The organism is Pseudomonas sp. S2_C03, from assembly GCF_054668405.1.
The window spans coordinates 1,760,427-1,777,763 of record NZ_CP162766.1; the positions used below are offsets into that span (position 1 = coordinate 1,760,427).

Here is a 17,337-nt window from a genome sequence, read left to right on the forward strand (position 1 = left end):
GGGCAGGGTGGAGGGGGCTGTTCGGTGGGTCAGCCGGCGATCTTCAGCGGGCTCGCCTCAGCAGTTGCGTCTACGACGGGACGCTGATGCACCAGCGGCAGCACTTCCTGGCCGATGCGCAGGGCTTCTTCCAGGTGCGGGTTGCCGGCCAGGATGAAGGTCGAGAAGCCGGCATCGCGGTACTCGGCCAGGCGTTCAGCGACGTTCTCGTGGCTGCCGACCAGGCCAATGGTCGGGCCTGGCTTGGCCTTGCCGAAACCGGCCCAGAGGTTGGGACCGACGATCAGGTCTTCGAAGCGTTCGCTGTTCTGGTGGTAAGCCGTCTGGCGTGCAGCCCCGACCGAATCCGAGCCGCTGGCGAAGCCCTTGATGAACTCGCTGGTTTTAGCGTCGATGCGCTCGTACTGGCGGCGCAGTTCCGACCAGGCGGCTTCTTCGGTCTCGCGGGCGAACAGATCGATACGAATGCCGAAGCGCACTTCACGCCCCTGCTTGTCGGCCAGTTCGCGCACCCGCTCGATGTGCGGCTTGAGTTTGTCCACCGGCTCGGCCCAGTTCAGGTAGACATCGGCGTGACGGGCGGCGACGTCCAGCGCCGGGTCGGAGAACCCGGAGAAGTACACGCTCGGCTTGCGCTCGTGGGTCAGGCCCCGTGGCAGCGAACCGTTTTCCAGTTGGTAAATATCGCCCTGGTAGGAGAACGTCTCGTTCTCCCAGAGGCCCTGGATGATGTCGAGAAACTCGCCCGTGCGCTTGTAGCGCAGGTCGTGGCTCAGAAAGTCGCCGTTGGCGCGTTGGGCGGCGGGGTTACCGCCGGTGATGATGTTCCAGTCGAGGCGGCCATGGCTGAGGTTCTGCAGGATGGCCGCTTGCTGGGCGGCGTAGGCGGGCAGGGTCCAGGTGGCCTGGAACGCGATCAGGAACTTGATCCGGCGGGTCTCACGCGCCAGCGCCGCCGCGGCGATCCAGGGCTCCGGACCGGTGGGCAGCAGAGCGCCTTCGAAACCCGCGAGCTCGGCAGCCTTGGCCACCTGGGCGATGTAGTCGATGTAGGTGAAACCATCCGGCTCGCCGTTGGGCAGGCGGCCAGGGGCGATGTTGCCCGGGCGATGAATCGCTGCGCCTCGGGTGTTCTTGTCGGTGGCCAGGTGATGCCCGTCACTGCCCAGGGGCAGGCGCCAGAAAAATTCGGTACTCATGCAAAACTCCTGAATCGCAATACTCGGGCCGGTCGGTACGAACGCCGCGGTAAGAGCATTATTGCAACGGCTGTGCCAAGGGTTCGGGGCACCGTGCGCCGCGGCTTTGCGCGGTATTGACCGGTGCCAGGCAGACGGGTTGCTGGTGGAGCAGCAGCGCAGCAGCAAGTCGTGCTGGTGATGCAGCAAGATCGCGGCGATCACCTCGAGGCGTTCTTGAGGATTCGATAAAATCCTTTGAAAACAAATGATTAGAGGGCAGTCGCAGACTGGCACAGGAAGTGCTCTAGCGTTCGTTATGCCTGGACTGAGGTTCGGCATTCTCAATCGATCTGCTGGAGTGTTGTGCCATGACCCACGTGTTGACTGCCGAACAACTGACCTACCTGGACCAGGCAAAGCGCGATTTTGCCAAGGCCTACCGTGTGCTGAAAAATACCCGCACCCTGACCGCCACCAACACCTTTCAGGCTTATCTGCGCGTGCCCGACAGCCGTCTTGTGATTGCCCTGCATGCGCCAGGCCCATGGGCCGATGACGAAGAGATCCGTGCTGTGGTCGCGGACCACGACGGCGTGTTGTACCTGGACGAGTCCGTTCCCGGTTCCTCCCCGCTCAGCGGCAGCAAGGCCGGTGGCAACGGCCGACGTTACGCGAAGATCTTCGCCGAGCGCGCGGACATCAACCTGGTGATCCATGTGCATACACCGTGGCTGGGTGGTTGGGCCAGTGCCCACCGGGTGTTGCCGATCCGCTATGCCGCTTCGCAACGGGTGACTCTGGCCCGTGAGTTGCCGATCTACGTGGATCGCCGCCAGGCAGAGCCAGATTTCATCCTCGAGAACCTGGCGCGCGATCCTCATCTGCCGGCGATCCTCGAGGCTAATGGCGGTGCGACGTTCTGGGGGGCAGGCATCGTTGCGGTGTCCAAGCTGATCCTGCTGATCGAAGAGGGCGCCTGGTTCCAGGGCCTGGCCGAAGGTCTGGGCGGCTCGAAGGAGTTCGGACCGGGTGTGCTGGAGCAGCAATGGAACATGACCGGGCTGTGGGAGCAGGGCAAGAAGCTGCTGGAAAACGCCGCCTGAGGATTCAGCAAGCACGCCATACCCGTCAGGATGACGGGTTTGGCGTGAGGAAATAACAGCCCCGCCGTTGCGGGGCTTTGTTTTTCACTTCCATTCAGACGGCAGGTTGAGGTTCTTCAGGCCCTGTTCGACAAAGCGGTCGTCGAGCAGGTCATCGACCTTGACGTCCTTGCGGATCAGTTTGGCCTGTAGGCTGTAGGCGATGCCGTCCTGGTAGTGCTGGCGCAGGGTGGTGTCGATCAGCGGGCTGAAATGGTCCTTCCAGGGCTCGCCGTCCACTTCGCGCAGCAACACGCTCTGTGGCTGGCCCGACTGCGAGAGCAACTCGATGTATTCGGCCTTGTGCTGTTCCTGCGCCGCCCATTGCAGGGCCTTCAGATAGGCATCCACCACCAGTTGCGTGACTTCCGGCTGCTCGGCGACGAAATCGCTGGCGCCGAACAGTTCAGCACGCATCTTCCAGTCGGCCGGCGCCTGCTTGCTCGACCAGATGATCTTGCCGACTTGCTTGTCTTCCAGCAGGTAGGCGTCGCTCAGGGTGAAGAAGCCGTCGATCCGCCCGGCGCTCAACGCGGCACCGCCGGCCTGCGGGTTGAGGTTGAACATGCGAAAGTCATCGAAGGTGAGCTTGCGCGATTCCAGCAGCTTGGCAAACGACAGCTCCCACGGCCGACCGCGATGCAAGGCCACGCGCTTGCCCTTGAGGTCGTCGATCGACGTTGCAGTGGAGTCCGGCGGCACCACCAGGTACACATTATTGCCGGTGCCGCCGGCGGCGATCAGTTTGGTCGACACGCCGGAAGCGTTGAGGATGATGCTCGGCAGGTCGCCGTAGAAGGCGAAGTCGATGCGCTTGTTGGCAAACTCTTCGTTGACGAAGGTGCCCACCGAGGCGGTGGCGGCCGGCACCCATTGCAGCTCGATGCCGCGCTTGGCCAGCTGTTCCTTGAGCCAGGGGTCCTTGTCCATCAGGTAGGTCGGGCCGTTGAAGGTGATCTTGCCGGCGTTTGAGTAGGCTACGGTGGCGATGCGCACGGTTTTCAGCGGCGCGGCGGCGAAGCCCGACTGGCTGGCGACGAGGCCCAGCGTCAAGGTCGCAGAGAGCAGCAGCCGGGAAGGAAGTAGACGTAATAGTTTCATGGGATCTGCCCTGTGTGTCGGTGGCGGGCAAGGCCTGCCACCGCGGTTGATCAGAAGCGGCTGGTCAGCGAAACGCCGAAGGTGCGCGGGTCGCCAAACATCACGCCGGCGCTCTGGAAGCCGCCGGGCAAGGTGTGGCTGCGATATTCCTTGTCGGTGAGGTTGTGCACGTATCCAGTGACCTCGGTCTTGCCGCCTGGCAATTCATAGGTGACCCGCGCATTACCCAGGGTGTAGCCACCGCTGCGCATGTTCTGGCTCTGGTCGTTGGTGAAGTAGTACTGGCGGCTACGGGTGTCCCAGTCGGTGCCTACGACGACAGCGCCTCCGACATTCAATGGAATGCGGTAGTCGGCGCCGATCACCGCCGAGACGTTCGGTGCACGCACGAATTTGTTGCCCGAATAATCGTTGGGCCCCGAGGTGTAGTCGGTGAACTCGGTGTGCAACAGCCCCAGGCCGAAGTTGACGTGCAGGTTTTCCAGCGGGATGGCTTCCAGCTCGAACTCGGCGCCATAGGCTTCGCCCTGTGCGCCGTTGGCCAGGCGCGACACGGTCTGGTTGTTGATCGCCGACACGATGTTCAACTGGATGTCTTCGTAGTCGTAGTAGAACAGGCTGGCATTGGCGTTCAGGCGGCCGTCGAACCACTCCGACTTCAGGCCCAGTTCGTAGGCGGTGAGGTATTCCGGGTCCACCGTGGCGACGGTCGATTGCGTGGTCACCCCGGCGTTGTAGCCGCCGGAACGAAAGCCCTTGGAGTACTTGAAGTACACCCGGGCGTTATCCGACAGCCTGTATTGCGGGGTCAGGTCGTAGGTCCAGTCGCTCCAGGTGTTGCTTTCGTCCTGCACAGCGGTGATGCCCAGGGGTGAGGTGATGTTTTCCGGTTTCCACCAATCGCCGCCGCCGAAACTGGCCTGGCCAATGTTGGCCACGCGGTTGAGGTCGATGGACTTGCGTTCACGGGTCCAGCGCAGGCCACCGGTCAGGCTGAAGTCATCGGTGAAGTTGTAGGTCACGCTGCCGAACAGCGCGTAGCTTTCAGTTTTCTGGTCGTAGGCCACGCGGTTGTAGCTGCGGTTGACGTAGGTGTTGGTCAGCGTGCCGTTGGCGCTCTTGGCGTCGAGGTCTTCGTTGAAGTAGTGCAGGCCCGCCACCCAGTTCAGCCGGTCGGTGCTGGGTGAGGCCAGGCGCAGTTCCTGGGAGAACTGCTTGCTGTTGGCGTAGGCATAGCCGCGTTGCAATTCCAGTGGCGTGTTATCGCTGTCGCTGAGGGCATCACGCTCGAACGATTCGAAGGCGGTGATGGAGGTCAGTTGCAGGTCGCCCAACTGCCAGATCAGGTTGAGATTGCCGCCGTCCTGCTCGATGTTCGCGGTGTTCTTGGCGTTGTAGTACACATCGCCTTGCTTGGGGTCCACGTGATAGCCGAACTGGTTGTTGCCGTTCGGCCCGATACCGTAGTTGACGGAACTGGAGCTGCCGGTGTCATGGTAGCGACGGCTGTGGAAGTTGACGTTGGCCTCCAGGTCGTCCGACAGCACGGCGAGAAATTGCAGGCGGATCGCATCGTCTTCCAGGGCGCCACGGTCGTTGCCGTTGGCCTTGTTCTCGTTGTAGCCGTCGTTGGCCTGGTGACGGATCGCCACGCGGGCCGCCAGCTTGTCGTCGACCAGTGCACCGCCCACCGCGCCTTCGACGGCGCGGCTGGCATAGTTGCCGACGTCGAGCTTGTAGTAGCCGTCATCCTTGAAGGTCGGTTTTTTCGAGATGAAGTTGATCGCGCCGCCCGTGGTGTTCTTGCCCCACAAGGTGCCCTGCGGACCGCGCAGCACTTCGACACGGTCCAGGTCGAACAGCGGGAACCCGGTGGCGCTGATGTTGGAGATGTACACGTCATCCATGTAGATGCCCACCGGGCTCACGGTGTTGGCGCCCTGGTCACCGGTGCCCAGGCCACGGATCCACCAGCGCGGCCGGCCATGGCCATCGACGGTACCGGCCGAGGCGTTGGGAATGTAGCGGGTGATTTCGTTGGCCGAATTGAGCGAGGCCTCGCGGATTTTGTCACCGCTGAGCACCGAGATCGACGAAGGCACGTCCTGCACGGTTTCTTCGCGCTTCTGTGCGGTGACCGTGACTTTTTCCAGTGTCGAGCCGGTGTTGGTGGCTGCGCTCGAGTCAAGGTTTTCATCGGCGTAGCTGCTGTTGATGCAGAGGCTCCCCAGGCTGACAGCGACGGCGATGGATATACGTGTGCGTTTGAACATAGTGCTCCCCATTACGGCTTCGGAAGAGAGTTTCAAGACTCTCGCAAGGCGGACATCGGGTCTGTGTAGCAGCCCGTTTGCAGGGGCTATCGCAACAACCGTACCGAAAATGGAGAACGTCGAAATTAATTCTATCTTATTGAAATTAAAGGATAAAAAATCAACCTGGTTGAGATGTTGGCGGATCGTGGGCTGTCAGGCTGCTGGTCTGCACGCACCTGCTGCGCGGGTGCTGCTGGAGCAGCACCCGTGTCTTCAGTGGAAGGGTTCAACCGCTATAGGCTTTGGAGCGTTCGAGCAAACCGGTGCGTTGCCATTGCAGTTCCAGCGCGCCGGGCGTGTACACCTGGGCACCCCCCAATTGTTCGGCAATGGCCTGATACCGCGCGGCCTCTTCGACGAACAGGATGATCTCCGAGGTCTTGAGGATTCCCTGGCCCCAGAAGTTGGCACCGCCGTTGGATTCCAGCAGGGCCGGCGGGGGAGCCAGCTGCGGGTGATTGTCCAGGCGCTCGCGAATCACCGACAACGCGCTGCGCGTGCGCTCCAGGTGGTTGGGGATTTCGCGCGCGAGCAGGTGCCGCGCCGCGGCGACATAGAGAATCGGGAACGGCTTGTGTGCCAGGGACCAGGCCGACAGCCACGCGGTGTGCACGTGGATCAGGGTGTCGGCTTGCAAGCGGGGTTCATTGAGCAACGAATCCGGGTGATCGGCGAAGGCGCTCAGGGTGATTTTCGGCGCCTGATCGCGGGCCAGGCCGCCGGGGAAGCGGATGCCCAGCAAGCGGTCGGTACCGGGGATTCGCTGGGAAATGTGGAACGTCAGGCTCGCTGACAACGTGCCATTGCTGCGCAGGGTGTCGAAGGCGTGAACGGCATCGAGGCGGGCCTGTTCGATGTAGGCGAGCAGGTCGATATCGGCGGTGGGTTCAAGGGCAGACATGTGGGTTCTCCTGTGGGGATGTCGGTGCGATCACGTTGCACGTCATCCGGGAGAGCACAGGGCGTGCCATGAGGGTAATTAGGGTGGGTGAGGCCGGCCAGCAAGGGCGCGGCCGAGCGACGCGTTGGGTGGCGGGCGACGGCCGATGTCAATGTGCTGGATGAGCAGCAGTGAATAAGCAGTCTGGCCCGTCAGTTAGCACAGATCCATCGCCGTCCACTCCTGGGAGACTTTCCAAAGACGCTCAGCCAGCTCCGGATCGGCAGCCCACTGCGCCACACCCTTGCCGCAAGGTTCAAGGCGCAGGTGGGGCAAGCGCCTGTTGAATATGCCGCACACTGGCGCATGCGCGTGGCCGCGTCGCGTTTGCAGCAGGGCAGTGAGAGCGTCTCGGCGGTAGCCGCTTCGCTGGGCTATTTATCCGACGCCGCATTTGGCGTGGCCTTCCGTCGCGTTCACGGTACATCCCCCGGCCGATATCGCCGCACCGGCGCTCTGCAGGAATGAGCTTGTCGAAGCGTCGCGATTGCGGCGTGTCAGGCAATATAAGTGACATGGACCGCTCATCAGGTGTGTTGAACGCACTGTCTTCCTTCCACACAGATGAATGACCAATGTGGAGGAAATCATGATGAACACGATCCGTATGTCCCTGCTGCTATGCAGCCTGTTCGCGCTGCACGGTTGCTTCGACAGTTCGAACAACACCACCAAGGACAACACCGACGGCAGCAAGTCTTCCGTGCAAATGCAGGAAGGAAAGGCTGACGAAGGCAAGTAACGCCATTCAGCCAATCATCCGCCGCACCACCCGCCGAATCGCCGGCGCCGCCAGCATCACCACCGGCAGCATCATCACCCACGACAGCACCCACGCGTTCAACCAACGGGTGGCAAAGACGAGGTCGAACGCATGGGGAGTGGTGGCGATGGCGGCCGCGACCGCGCACGTCAGGCCGGATTGAACGACGCCGAAAACGAAATGCTCATAACGGGCGGGGATTTTCATCGGAGTGTTCTCGAGAAAGAGCGGCGGGGCGCGATGCCCGGCCGCTCGGGGACGGTCAAGCCGGTTGCAGTTTCGCGATGGTCTCTTCGGTGGTCCACAGCCCGTGAGCCAGGAAGCGGTAGTTGATGATGGCCGACAGGTAGCCATCGCCATCCGGCAGGCGTGGGCCGGCGGTGGCGTCGCGGACCACGACAATCTCAAAACCCTGTTCGAGCAGTTCACGCAGGTGTGATTCCACACACAGGTTGGCAGCCATGCCGGCGAGGATGATCTGCGACACGCCTTTCTTGCGCAATTGCAGCGCCAGGTCGTTGGTCTCCGGGCCGTAGACCTTGTGCGGCGAGGCGATGATGGTCTCGCTATCAAGGATGTAAGGCTTGTAAGCCTCTAGGAAATCCGCGCCGGAGCCTTCGAAATTTTCCAGGGTGTTCGGTCCTTTGCGGTCGAACATGCAGATGCTGTGCATGACCTTTTCCAGCGGTCCGCCGAAATGCCAGTCATGGTCGTGCGGGTAGTAATAATGCGGCGACACGGCGACGGGCAGTTTCTGCGCCTTGAAAGCCTTGAACAACTTTTCAAGGTTCTCGACGGTGTTGTTCTCGACGATGCTGTCACCGAACACCGCCCAACTGGCGCCGGTAGGGCTGAGGAAGTCGTTCTGCGGGTCGATGACCACCAAGGCGGCTTTGCTCAGGTCGAGCTTGAAACCAGTGCCAGGCAGTGCGGGTTCAGCGGGGTCGGCGTACAGATGGCTCATGACGGTTTACCTCTTGGGTTCTTGCGTGGATGAGACGTGGATGTTGCTTTATATAAATGACCAGTCGGCTTACTAAGTGAGCAAAAAAACTCACTCCCATAGCCGAGGCAAAACCATCGATACGAAACGCTGCAGGGGTGCACCGTTTCGCAGGACCTTGCCGCGCATGACTGCGCCTTCCCAGCCCTCTACCATGATGGCCGCCAACTCTTCGGCGTTACAGGTTTCAGGCAGTTCGCGGCGCTGTTGCGCTTCACGCAGGCAGCTGGCGAGCAAACCTTCCCAGCGCGCCAGCACGTCGGCCAGACGCTTGCGGGTTTGTTCGCTGCCATTGGACATTTCCAGGGACAGGTTGCCGATCAGGCAGCCCAGACTGTATTCATGCTCGCCGTGCTCATGCACCAAGGCCTGGAAGAATTGGCTGATGCGCTCCAGCGGCTTGACCCGGGCGTCGTAGAAGATCGGCCCATGGCGGGTTTCGATCGAGGTCCAGTATTCCTCGAGGATCTCTGCCGCGAAGTCTTCCTTGCTGGCGAAGTAGTTGTAGAACGAACCCTTGGGGATCTCGGCTGCCGCTGTAATGTCCTGGACGCCACAGCCGTTGAAGCCACGGTCGTGAACCACCTGGCGGCCAATCGACAGCAAACGGGATCTGACTTCAAGGTTGACCGGGCGAGCCATGGCGGAGACATCCAGTGGTGAGAGAGTTTTAATAAACTAACTGGTCATCTATCTTTCGTCAACTGCTCAATGGATTGCCAATCAGTCCGCCTGCGCCATCTCGATGTACTCGAGCATCTTCTCGTTGCCATCGAGAATGTCACAGCAGATCGCCGCCCGAGCCGCCGCGCCGTCGCGGCGCTTGAGGGCGTCGAGCACTTCCCAGTGATGGTCGATGGCCATCCGCTCGTTGAAGTTGCCATAGGCGCGGGCGATCAGTGGGCCGGTGCGCATCCACAGGCTATCGAGCAAGCCGGCCAGTACCGGCATGCGGGCGATGGTGGTCAACGCGTAGTGAAATTGCTGGTTGCACTTGAGCGCCGCCTGCAAGTCCTGGGCGTTGATCGCGGCGATGTTCTGTTCGATGCAGGCTTGCAGGTCCTCGAGTTCGCTGTCGGTGACCAGCGTGGCGGCCGTCTCCGCAGCCAGGCCTTCAAGCGCCAGGCGGATGCTGCGGATCTCGCCGTATTGCGCGGCCGTGAGAATGGGCACGCGGATGTCCCGTGGGGTCTTGAGGATCAGCGCCTGTTCCTTGGCCAGTTGCAGGATCGCATCGCGCACCGGGGTCACGCTGGTGCCCAGTTGCTCGGCCAGGTCGCGGATGCGCAGGCGATCGTCCGGCTGGAACCGTCCGGTGATCAGGGCTTCGCGCAGCAGCTCATAGATGCCGCTGCCCAGGTACGAATGATTGAGGGTTTGAATGGGGTAGCTCATTGATCGCTCATCTGCGGCGGATGCCCGGCCCGAATGATGGGAGTTTCCGGCCGGGATTTCCAGATTATTTCAGACGTGCTGACCACCGTTGACGTGAATCTCCGAGCCGTTGATGTACGACGCGCCTCGGGTGCAGAGGAAATGCACCAGGGAGGCGACTTCTTCCGGCTTGCCCAGGCGGTGCATTGGGATCTGCTGATCGACGATCAGCTCGGTGCCGGCGGACAGGATCGAAGTCTCGATTTCACCGGGGGCAATCGCGTTGACACGCACGCCGTGGGGGCCGAAATCGTGGGCCATCTCCCGGGTCAGCGCGGCCAGTGCGGCTTTCGAGCAGGCATAGGCGACCCCGGCAAACGGGTGCACCCTGGAACCTGCAATCGAGGTGACGTTGATCACCGAACCTTGCGCAGCCTTGAGCTCATCGAACAGCCCCTGGGCCAGCAACGCCGTGGAAAACAGGTTGACGTTGAACACGCTGAGCCAGGTGGCGTAATCGGATTCCAGCACGCCCAATCGTGCGCCGGCTTCGCCTTTGGGTGAAATGCCGGCGTTGTTCACCAGGGCATCGAGGCGTCCGCCGAGTTTCTCCCGAATCAATGGCAGGCTGCTGCGCACCTCATCGATGTCTTCCAGGTCCAGGTGGATGTGATTCAGCTCGCCTTCAGCCCAGGGGCAGCCTTCGGTCCAATTCTGTCGCGACGCGGTAAACACACGCCAGCCCGCGGCGTTGAAGTGTTTTACCGTCGCATGGCCGATGCCACGGCTCGCACCAGTGAGGAGGAGGGTTCGTTGCTCGGTCATACAGGTGCTCCTGAGGAAGGGGTGGAGTGGTGAGACTATACCAATAAAAATTATGATGCATCATATTCCAAATGTGTTACTAATGATCCGCGCCTCGGAATCAACGCCGTGCGCCGGCCACCAGGTGCAAGACACCCGGCGCTGACCGAAATATTGCTGCCAAAAACAAAAAAACCACCTGCCATCCCTTACAGCTGCCGCTCACGCACGTAGCGAATTCGGAGAGACGCATGAACAGCAAAATCGCAACCGTACTGATGCTTGGAATGCTTGCCGGCCCATTGAGCGCCGCTGAAAAACTGACCGTGGTGTCCTTCGGCGGCAATAACCGCCAAGCCCAGGAAAAAGCTTTCTACAAACCGTTCACCTCAGAAAAGAAAGTGGCGATCACCGCCGATGACTACAACGGCGAAATGGCCAAGATCCGGGTCATGGCCGACACCGGAAAAACCAGTTGGGACGTGGTCGAGGTCGAATCCCCCGAACTTCTGCGCGGTTGCAGCGAAGGCCTGTTCGAGCCATTGGACTGGTCGCGCATCGGCAAGAAAGAGGACTTTATCCCGGCCGCCGTCAGTGATTGCGGGGTGGGTATCTTCATCTGGTCTACCGTTCTGACATACGACCCGAAAAAACTCGCCAGCGCGCCACAGGGCTGGGCGGATTTCTGGGACGTGAAGAAATACCCCGGCAAGCGCGGCCTGCGCCGTGGCGCCAAGTTCACCCTGGAGTTCGCCCTGCTGGCCGATGGCGTGGCCAAGGAAGATGTGTACACCTTGCTCGGCACCGAGGAGGGCGTGCAGCGGGCGTTCCGCAAACTGGATCAGATCAAACCCGACATCCAGTGGTGGGAATCCGGCGCCCAGCCGTTGCAATGGCTGGCGGCGGGCGACGTGGTGATGACCTCGGCCTACAACGGGCGTGTCACCTCGGCGCAGGCGGAGGGACAATCGTTTGAAATGCAGTGGAATGGCAGCCTGTACGACCTCGACCACTGGGCGATCGTCAAAGGCTCACCGAACAAGGCCCTGGCAGAAGACTTCATCGCCTTCGCCAGCGCGCCGGTGCAGCAGAAGCATTTTGTCGAGGCCATTCCGTACGGGCCAAGCAACACCAAAACCGTGGCGCTGGTCGATGAAGCGGTGGGCAGCAAACTGCCGACTTCACCGGATAATCTGAAAAACGCCCGGGCCACGGATGCCGAGTTCTGGATCGACCACGGTGAAGACCTGGAAGAGCGCTTCATCGCTTGGGCCAACAAGTAATGCAAGGGGCCTGCGCGAGCAGGCCACATCACCGAAGCGAGGAGTCACGAACAATGCCGCTTGAGAAAGTATCGGCGCCACCCTGTCTGCTGGAGGCGGCACCTGCCCGGGTCAGTGAGGGTCAGGTCCTTGAGGTCCTTGCGCAGCACTACGCGATCAGCGGAAAACTCGAGCAACTGGGCGGCGAGCGCGACCTGAATTTCCGGGTCATGCTCACGGACGGTACGTCGCGTCTGTTCAAGTTGTCCCATCCATTGGAAAACCCGCAAGTCGTGGACTTCCATAACCAGGCCATGCTCCAGATCGAGCGTAACGATCCGACGTTGCCGGTGCAGCGTGTCTTTCCATCGCTCAGCGGGCGCTTCGTGGAGCCCGTCGAAATCCAGGGACAGCGCATGCTGGTCCGTCTCCTGTCCTTCGTTGACGGCTTGCCGCTGCACCGCGTCGCCCATACATCGGTGAATTTCAGGCAGAACCTGGGGCAAGCGCTGGCGCGTTTCGACCTGGCCCTGGGCGGCTTCAGCCATCCTGCGGCCGGGCACGTCCTGCTGTGGGACATGCAACATTCCCAGCGTCTCAGACCCCGGCTGAAACACATCGAGCCTGGCGCTCGTCGCGACCGGATCGAACACAGCCTGGACCGCTTCGAAGCCGAGGTGCCAGGCCGGTGCGCCACGCTGCGTCATCAGGTCATTCACAACGACATGAACCCGCACAACGTCATCGTCGATCCGGAGCAGCCCGATGTGCTGCGCAATATCCTGGATTTTGGCGACATGGTCCACGCGCCGTTGGTCAACGAAGTCGCGGTCGCGGCATCGTATCAATTGGGGGTGTCCGGCGATGTCCTGGCGCCCGCGCTGGACATGATCCGTGCCTATCACCAGGTCAATCCCCTGACCGGCGAAGAACTGCAACTGCTGCCGGTGCTGATCTCCACACGCCTGGCGTTGTCGTTGTGCATCAATTACTGGCGGGCCGACCTGCACCCGGATAACCGCGAGTACATTCTGCGCAACGCCTACCGCGCACAGGACAGCCTGGCGGGTCTGTCCGCGATGTCCTGCGCCGAAGTCCACGACAGAATCCTTGCCGCTTGCACCCAGGAGGTTGGCGCATGAGCATGATCAACGGTTTCACTTCAGAAGATGCCGATCGCCTGTCAGGCAAGGAAAAACGCCTTGTCGAACGCCGGGCACGGTTGCTCGGCCCGGCCTATCGATTGTTCTACGAACACCCCTTGCACACGGTGCGCGGTGAAGGTGTGTGGCTGTATGACGAACAAGGCCGGCGGTATCTGGATGCCTACAATAACGTGGCGTCGGTGGGGCATTGTCATCCCCGGGTGGTCGAGGCGATCAGCCGGCAGGCCGCGCAACTCAACACCCACACTCGCTACTTGCAGGAGGGCATGCTCGATTACGCCGAGCAACTGCTGGGCACCTTTCCCGATCACCTCGAGCGCGTCATGTTTACCTGCACCGGTAGCGAGGCCAACGACCTGGCGTTGCGCATCGCCAAGCAGTTCACTGGCGGCAGCGGGGTGATCATCACCCGCTTTGCCTATCACGGCGTCACGGGTGATATCGCCGAGCTTTCCCCGTCGCTGGGCCCGAGCATGGTTTTGCCGCCCCACGTGCGCACCGTTCGTGCACCCGATGCTTATCGCCTGGGTGAGGATCAGGTGGCCTCGACCTTCGCGGGCGACGTCCGTGCGGCCATCGATGACCTGCGCAAACATGGCATTCGTCCGGCGGCGATCCTGGTCGATGGCATTTTCGCCAGTGATGGTGTCTTCGCCGACCCGGCCGGCTGTATCGCCGAAGGGATCGCACTGGCCCAGGCCGAGGGCCTGCTGTACATCGCCGATGAGGTCCAGTCGGGCTTCGCCCGCACGGGCTTGAACCTGTGGGGATTCCAGCGGCACAACGTGCGTCCCGACCTCGTCACCCTGGGCAAGCCGATGGGCAACGGCCACCCCATCGCCGGCCTGGTCGGTCGTGCGCAAGTGGTCGATCACTTTGGCCAGAACATGCGCTACTTCAACACCTTCGGTGGCAACCCGGTGTCCTGCGCAGCGGGGCAGGCCGTGCTGGACGTCATCCGTGACGAACAGTTGCAGCAGCGCTCGCACACCCTGGGTGAATACCTGTTGACGGGGTTGCGGGAGCTCGCCGAACGTTACCCGATCATCGGTGATGTGCGCGGTGCAGGGATGTTCCTGGGCGTTGAACTGGTCACCGACCGCGCCACAAAAGCGCCTGCTGCCACGCAGACCCGTCAGGTGGTCAACGCGATGCGCGAGCAGGGCGTGTTGATCAGTGCTGCCGGGCCGCTGGAAAACGTGCTGAAGATTCGCCCGCTGTTGGCCTTCGAACAGGAGCATGCGCACTTGTTACTGGAAGCGGTCGGCATGGCGCTGGAAGGGCTGCAGCCGTAGCGGTTCAGACGATATCGTCGATCAGGATATGGTGCTGCCCACGGCTGCAGCGCTCGATGCGCGCCTCGACCTTGTAAACTGCGCGCAGCATCTGTTCGTTGATCACTTCATGGCTTGGGCCGCTGCCCTGGGCCGTGCCATCGGCGATGACCAGCACCTGATCCGCGAAGCGCAAGGCCTGGTTGAGGTCATGGATGGCGATGAACACAATGACCTCGCGCTTTCGCGCCAGGTCGCGCATGAAGTTCAGCACCTGGACCTGGCGGTGCATGTCGAGGGCGCTGGTGGGTTCGTCCATCAGCAGGATTTGCGGTTCGCGCACCAGCGTCTGGGCGATGGAAACCAATTGTTGCTGACCACCGCTGAGTTCACCCAGGTTACGGAATGACAGCGGCGTAATGCTCAGGGCGTCGAGGATTTCATCGACCAGTTTCAGTTCGTCATCGTGGACGACCCAACCCGGTGTCAACTGTTTACGCGCCAGCAGCACCGATTCGTACACGGTCAAACGGGCGCTGGCATTGAGGCCCTGGGGCATGTAACTGATGCCTTTCATGCCTTTTTCAGCGCCGTGCAGCTTTACCTCGCCGGGCCCGTCGATCAGCCCGGCCATGCGTTTGAACAGGGTCGATTTGCCTGCGGCGTTTGGCCCGACCACGGCGACCACCTGGCCGCCGACAAACTCGGCGGTCGTCACACCGCTGATGATCGTGCGCTGGCCATAGCTGGCCCCGAGGTCTTTCAGCTGGATCGTTACCATGAGTTTTTCTTTGCGCCGAGAATCAGGGAGATGAAGAACGGTACGCCGATCAGAGACGTGACCACGCCGATGGGGAAAATAGCGCCGGGGATCAGGGTTTTGCTGACCACCGAACTCGCCGACAGGATCAGTGCGCCCGTGAGCAATGAGGCGGGCAGGAAGAAACGTTGATCCTCGCCAATCAACATCCGCGCGATGTGCGGGCCGACCAGCCCGATAAAGCCGATGGTGCCGACGAAGGCCACGGGAAACGCAGCGAGCAGGCTGACCATGATCAGTGTCTGGAAACGCAAGCTGCGCACGTTGATACCAAAGCTGGCCGCCTTGTCATCCCCTAGCCGCAGGGCGGTGAGCGCCCAGGTGCGCCTGGCGAAGATCGGCAGGGTGATCAGGATCACCACGCAGATCACGCCCAGCTTGGGCCAGGTCGCCTTGGTCAGGCTGCCCATGGTCCAGAACACCACGGCGGCCACGGCTTGCTCGGTGGCAAAAAACTGCACTAGCGCCAGCAACGCGTTGAACGTGAACACCAGGGCAATGCCCAGCAGCACGATCGTTTCGGCGGTGACGCCACGGCGCAGGCTCAAGAAGTGGATCAGCAGGGCGCAGAGCATGGCCATGATGAATGCGTTGGCTGGCACCATGTATTGCGCTGCCATCGGAAACAGCGCCACACCGAACGCCAGCCCCATGGCGGCGCCGAAACTGGCTGCCGCAGAAATGCCCAGGGTGAACGGGCTGGCCAACGGGTTGTTGAGGATGGTCTGCATCTGCGCCCCGGCCAGCGATAACGCTGCGCCTACGGCAACCGCCATCAGTGCCACGGGCAGGCGGATATCCCACATCACCACCCGCACTTGCGGCGCGGCGCTGTCCGGTGACAGCAGGGCGCCGAGCACTTCGCCCAGACTGTAGTTGGCCGGGCCCAGGGCCAGGTCAAGCACCACGCTGCCCAACAGCAGCAGCGTCAGGGCGGCGAGGATCAGGCGTTTGCGCACCACCAGTCGGCGGTAGGTGTCGCGCTGGACCATCGTATCGTTGATTGCATTCATGGTTTGACCTCGGGCTCGCCCAGGCTGACGAAATAACCCGGCTCGTAGGGCACCGGCAGGAAGCGCTCATGCAGCTCACGAAACGCGGCTTGCGGATCGAGGTCGGCAAACAGCGTCGGGTGAAACCATTTGGCCAGTTGCTGGATGGCCACGAACTGATAGGGACTGTTGTAGAACTGGTGCCAGATGGCATGGAAGGCCTGGCTCTCCTGTGCCTTGATGCCGGCATAGGCCGGGCGACCGGTGTACCACGCCAGTTTGCGCCGGGCCTCGGCCATGTCCGCGCCCGGGCCCACGCCCACCCAGTGCCCGCCCGGGGCGAAGGCTTCCCAGTTGGCGCTGGTCACGACGATCTGGTCAGGGTTGGCGACGATCACCTGTTCGGCGTTCAACTGGCCGAAGGTCGTGGGAATGATGTCCCTGGCGATGTTGTCGCCGCCGGCCATTTCCACGAAGCGGCCAAAGTTCTCGTTGCCAAAGCTCAGGCAGCAATCGTCGGTGTAGCCGCCGATGCGCTCGATGAACACCTTGGGCCGGGCAGGCTGTTGCGCGGCGATCACATCAGTGACCCGGTGAATCTGCTGGTTGCGGAACGCGATGAACGCTTCGGCGCGTTGTTCCTTGCCGAACAACTGGCCGAACAGGCGCATGGTCGGCTCGGTGTTCTGCATCGGGTAGTTGCGAAAGTCGACGTACACCACGGGAATGCCCAAGGCGTCGAGCTTCTCGATGTAGCGCGCATCTTCGGTGGCGTGCCGGGCCTCGATGTTGAGGACAATCACATCGGGACGCTGCGAGATCGCTTGCTCGATGTCGAAGGTGCCGTCTTCGAACCCGCCGAACGTAGGGATGTCGGCAATGCCCGGAAACTTGCGCAGGTAGGCGTTGTAAGTGTCGGGATCGGACTGGATGAGGTCCTTGCGCCAGCCGACGATACGCTCGATGGGGTTTTGTGTGTCCAGCGCCGCCACCAGGTACAACTGGCGGCCCTCGCCGAGAATCACCCGTTTGACGGGCAGGTTGACCTTGACCTTGCGCCCCAGCAGATCGGTGACGGTGCTGCGCGTGTCATCCGTTTCGTTGGCCAATGACGCCAGTGAAACCCCCAGCAATCCAGCAAACAGCAGCGCGGCCAGGGCGTGGCTGCGTCGAACAATGGTGAGCATGATCAAGGCCTTT

At 61.8% G+C, this 17,337-nt stretch carries 18 protein-coding genes; 6 read left to right on the forward strand and 12 right to left on the reverse strand.

The window, feature by feature from the left end:
* Positions 1-29: 29 nt before the first annotated feature.
* Entirely contained in the window at positions 30-1,199 is a 1,170-nt protein-coding gene (locus AB4N64_RS08040) for an LLM class flavin-dependent oxidoreductase (protein WP_460123919.1), read from the reverse strand.
* Positions 1,200-1,549: 350 nt separating this feature from the next.
* Here AB4N64_RS08040 and AB4N64_RS08045 point away from each other — a divergent pair, with 350 nt between their 5' ends.
* On the forward strand, positions 1,550-2,284 hold the full coding sequence (locus tag AB4N64_RS08045) for a class II aldolase/adducin family protein (protein ID WP_460123922.1): 735 nt from the start codon (positions 1,550-1,552) through the stop codon (positions 2,282-2,284).
* A gap of 84 nt (positions 2,285-2,368) precedes the next feature.
* Here the strand turns inward: AB4N64_RS08045 and AB4N64_RS08050 are convergent, their stop codons facing one another.
* The 3 genes from AB4N64_RS08050 to AB4N64_RS08060 form a co-directional block, all read right to left on the reverse strand.
* A complete protein-coding gene (locus AB4N64_RS08050; RefSeq protein ID WP_460123925.1) occupies positions 2,369-3,424 on the reverse strand; it encodes an ABC transporter substrate-binding protein in 1,056 nt (351 codons plus the stop codon).
* 50 nt (positions 3,425-3,474) lie between these two features.
* Entirely contained in the window at positions 3,475-5,697 is a 2,223-nt protein-coding gene (locus AB4N64_RS08055) for a TonB-dependent receptor (protein WP_460123928.1), read from the reverse strand.
* 268 nt (positions 5,698-5,965) lie between these two features.
* Positions 5,966-6,640, reverse strand: coding sequence for a class II aldolase/adducin family protein (locus AB4N64_RS08060; protein ID WP_460123931.1), 675 nt, complete (start codon positions 6,638-6,640; stop codon positions 5,966-5,968).
* 270 nt (positions 6,641-6,910) lie between these two features.
* On the opposite strand from AB4N64_RS08060, the gene AB4N64_RS08065 reads away from it, so the two are divergent.
* Both AB4N64_RS08065 and AB4N64_RS08070 read left to right on the forward strand, forming a co-directional pair.
* Positions 6,911-7,147 (forward strand): helix-turn-helix domain-containing protein, encoded by a 237-nt coding sequence (locus tag AB4N64_RS08065; RefSeq protein WP_460126665.1) that lies wholly within the window; start codon positions 6,911-6,913, stop codon positions 7,145-7,147.
* A gap of 124 nt (positions 7,148-7,271) precedes the next feature.
* Positions 7,272-7,421 (forward strand): hypothetical protein, encoded by a 150-nt coding sequence (locus tag AB4N64_RS08070; RefSeq protein ID WP_460123934.1) that lies wholly within the window; start codon positions 7,272-7,274, stop codon positions 7,419-7,421.
* A 6-nt stretch (positions 7,422-7,427) separates the two neighbouring features.
* Here AB4N64_RS08070 and AB4N64_RS08075 read toward each other — a convergent pair whose 3' ends face one another.
* The 5 genes from AB4N64_RS08075 to AB4N64_RS08095 all read right to left on the reverse strand — a co-directional run bounded on the left by AB4N64_RS08075 (position 7,428) and on the right by AB4N64_RS08095 (position 10,644).
* Positions 7,428-7,649: a DUF2798 domain-containing protein gene (locus AB4N64_RS08075; protein ID WP_460123937.1), complete on the reverse strand. Its 222-nt coding sequence runs from the start codon at positions 7,647-7,649 to the stop codon at positions 7,428-7,430.
* Positions 7,650-7,704: 55 nt separating this feature from the next.
* Positions 7,705-8,406 carry a cysteine hydrolase family protein gene (locus AB4N64_RS08080; RefSeq protein WP_460123940.1) on the reverse strand — a complete coding sequence of 234 codons (702 nt, stop codon included), beginning with the start codon at positions 8,404-8,406 and terminating at the stop codon, positions 7,705-7,707.
* Positions 8,407-8,496: 90 nt separating this feature from the next.
* Positions 8,497-9,087 (reverse strand): TetR/AcrR family transcriptional regulator, encoded by a 591-nt coding sequence (locus AB4N64_RS08085; RefSeq protein ID WP_460123943.1) that lies wholly within the window; start codon positions 9,085-9,087, stop codon positions 8,497-8,499.
* 81 nt (positions 9,088-9,168) lie between these two features.
* Entirely contained in the window at positions 9,169-9,840 is a 672-nt protein-coding gene (locus AB4N64_RS08090; protein ID WP_010466156.1) for a GntR family transcriptional regulator, read from the reverse strand.
* Between the two features lie 69 nt (positions 9,841-9,909).
* Positions 9,910-10,644 (reverse strand): SDR family NAD(P)-dependent oxidoreductase, encoded by a 735-nt coding sequence (locus tag AB4N64_RS08095; RefSeq protein WP_010466155.1) that lies wholly within the window; start codon positions 10,642-10,644, stop codon positions 9,910-9,912.
* A 230-nt stretch (positions 10,645-10,874) separates the two neighbouring features.
* Between AB4N64_RS08095 and AB4N64_RS08100 the strand changes: the two genes are divergently transcribed.
* Genes AB4N64_RS08100 through AB4N64_RS08110 form a run of 3 tightly spaced genes read left to right on the forward strand, consistent with a single transcriptional unit; the run spans position 10,875 to position 14,346 of the window.
* Positions 10,875-11,906 carry an ABC transporter substrate-binding protein gene (locus tag AB4N64_RS08100; protein WP_010466153.1) on the forward strand — a complete coding sequence of 344 codons (1,032 nt, stop codon included), beginning with the start codon at positions 10,875-10,877 and terminating at the stop codon, positions 11,904-11,906.
* A gap of 53 nt (positions 11,907-11,959) precedes the next feature.
* A complete protein-coding gene (locus tag AB4N64_RS08105; RefSeq protein ID WP_460123947.1) occupies positions 11,960-13,027 on the forward strand; it encodes a phosphotransferase in 1,068 nt (355 codons plus the stop codon).
* The gene (locus AB4N64_RS08110) at positions 13,024-14,346 is read left to right on the forward strand and encodes an aspartate aminotransferase family protein (RefSeq protein ID WP_460123950.1); all 1,323 of its coding nucleotides are present in this window, start codon (positions 13,024-13,026) and stop codon (positions 14,344-14,346) included. The genes AB4N64_RS08105 and AB4N64_RS08110 overlap by 4 nt, the downstream gene beginning before the upstream one ends.
* Before the next feature lie 4 nt (positions 14,347-14,350).
* On the opposite strand, the gene AB4N64_RS08115 is transcribed toward AB4N64_RS08110, so the two are convergent.
* Genes AB4N64_RS08115 through AB4N64_RS08125 form a run of 3 tightly spaced genes read right to left on the reverse strand, consistent with a single transcriptional unit; the run spans position 14,351 to position 17,324 of the window.
* Positions 14,351-15,106 (reverse strand): ABC transporter ATP-binding protein, encoded by a 756-nt coding sequence (locus AB4N64_RS08115; RefSeq protein ID WP_010466147.1) that lies wholly within the window; start codon positions 15,104-15,106, stop codon positions 14,351-14,353.
* Positions 15,100-16,158, reverse strand: coding sequence for a FecCD family ABC transporter permease (locus AB4N64_RS08120; protein WP_010466145.1), 1,059 nt, complete (start codon positions 16,156-16,158; stop codon positions 15,100-15,102). Before AB4N64_RS08120 ends, AB4N64_RS08115 begins: the two co-directional genes overlap by 7 nt.
* The gene (locus AB4N64_RS08125; protein ID WP_010466142.1) at positions 16,155-17,324 is read right to left on the reverse strand and encodes an ABC transporter substrate-binding protein; all 1,170 of its coding nucleotides are present in this window, start codon (positions 17,322-17,324) and stop codon (positions 16,155-16,157) included. Before AB4N64_RS08125 ends, AB4N64_RS08120 begins: the two co-directional genes overlap by 4 nt.
* Positions 17,325-17,337 lie beyond the last annotated feature (13 nt).

Coding starts and splice junctions, on each gene's coding strand:
- AB4N64_RS08095 (WP_010466155.1), bottom strand. CDS start 10,644: ATGACCGAGCAACGAACCCTCCTCCTCACTGGTGCGAGCCGTGGCATC.
- AB4N64_RS08105 (WP_460123947.1), top strand. CDS start 11,960: ATGCCGCTTGAGAAAGTATCGGCGCCACCCTGTCTGCTGGAGGCGGCA.
- AB4N64_RS08085 (WP_460123943.1), bottom strand. CDS start 9,087: ATGGCTCGCCCGGTCAACCTTGAAGTCAGATCCCGTTTGCTGTCGATT.
- AB4N64_RS08110 (WP_460123950.1), top strand. CDS start 13,024: ATGAGCATGATCAACGGTTTCACTTCAGAAGATGCCGATCGCCTGTCA.
- AB4N64_RS08060 (WP_460123931.1), bottom strand. CDS start 6,640: ATGTCTGCCCTTGAACCCACCGCCGATATCGACCTGCTCGCCTACATC.
- AB4N64_RS08090 (WP_010466156.1), bottom strand. CDS start 9,840: ATGAGCTACCCCATTCAAACCCTCAATCATTCGTACCTGGGCAGCGGC.
- AB4N64_RS08050 (WP_460123925.1), bottom strand. CDS start 3,424: ATGAAACTATTACGTCTACTTCCTTCCCGGCTGCTGCTCTCTGCGACC.
- AB4N64_RS08100 (WP_010466153.1), top strand. CDS start 10,875: ATGAACAGCAAAATCGCAACCGTACTGATGCTTGGAATGCTTGCCGGC.
- AB4N64_RS08080 (WP_460123940.1), bottom strand. CDS start 8,406: ATGAGCCATCTGTACGCCGACCCCGCTGAACCCGCACTGCCTGGCACT.
- AB4N64_RS08075 (WP_460123937.1), bottom strand. CDS start 7,649: ATGAAAATCCCCGCCCGTTATGAGCATTTCGTTTTCGGCGTCGTTCAA.
- AB4N64_RS08055 (WP_460123928.1), bottom strand. CDS start 5,697: ATGTTCAAACGCACACGTATATCCATCGCCGTCGCTGTCAGCCTGGGG.
- AB4N64_RS08070 (WP_460123934.1), top strand. CDS start 7,272: ATGAACACGATCCGTATGTCCCTGCTGCTATGCAGCCTGTTCGCGCTG.
- AB4N64_RS08120 (WP_010466145.1), bottom strand. CDS start 16,158: ATGAATGCAATCAACGATACGATGGTCCAGCGCGACACCTACCGCCGA.
- AB4N64_RS08040 (WP_460123919.1), bottom strand. CDS start 1,199: ATGAGTACCGAATTTTTCTGGCGCCTGCCCCTGGGCAGTGACGGGCAT.
- AB4N64_RS08045 (WP_460123922.1), top strand. CDS start 1,550: ATGACCCACGTGTTGACTGCCGAACAACTGACCTACCTGGACCAGGCA.
- AB4N64_RS08125 (WP_010466142.1), bottom strand. CDS start 17,324: ATGCTCACCATTGTTCGACGCAGCCACGCCCTGGCCGCGCTGCTGTTT.
- AB4N64_RS08115 (WP_010466147.1), bottom strand. CDS start 15,106: ATGGTAACGATCCAGCTGAAAGACCTCGGGGCCAGCTATGGCCAGCGC.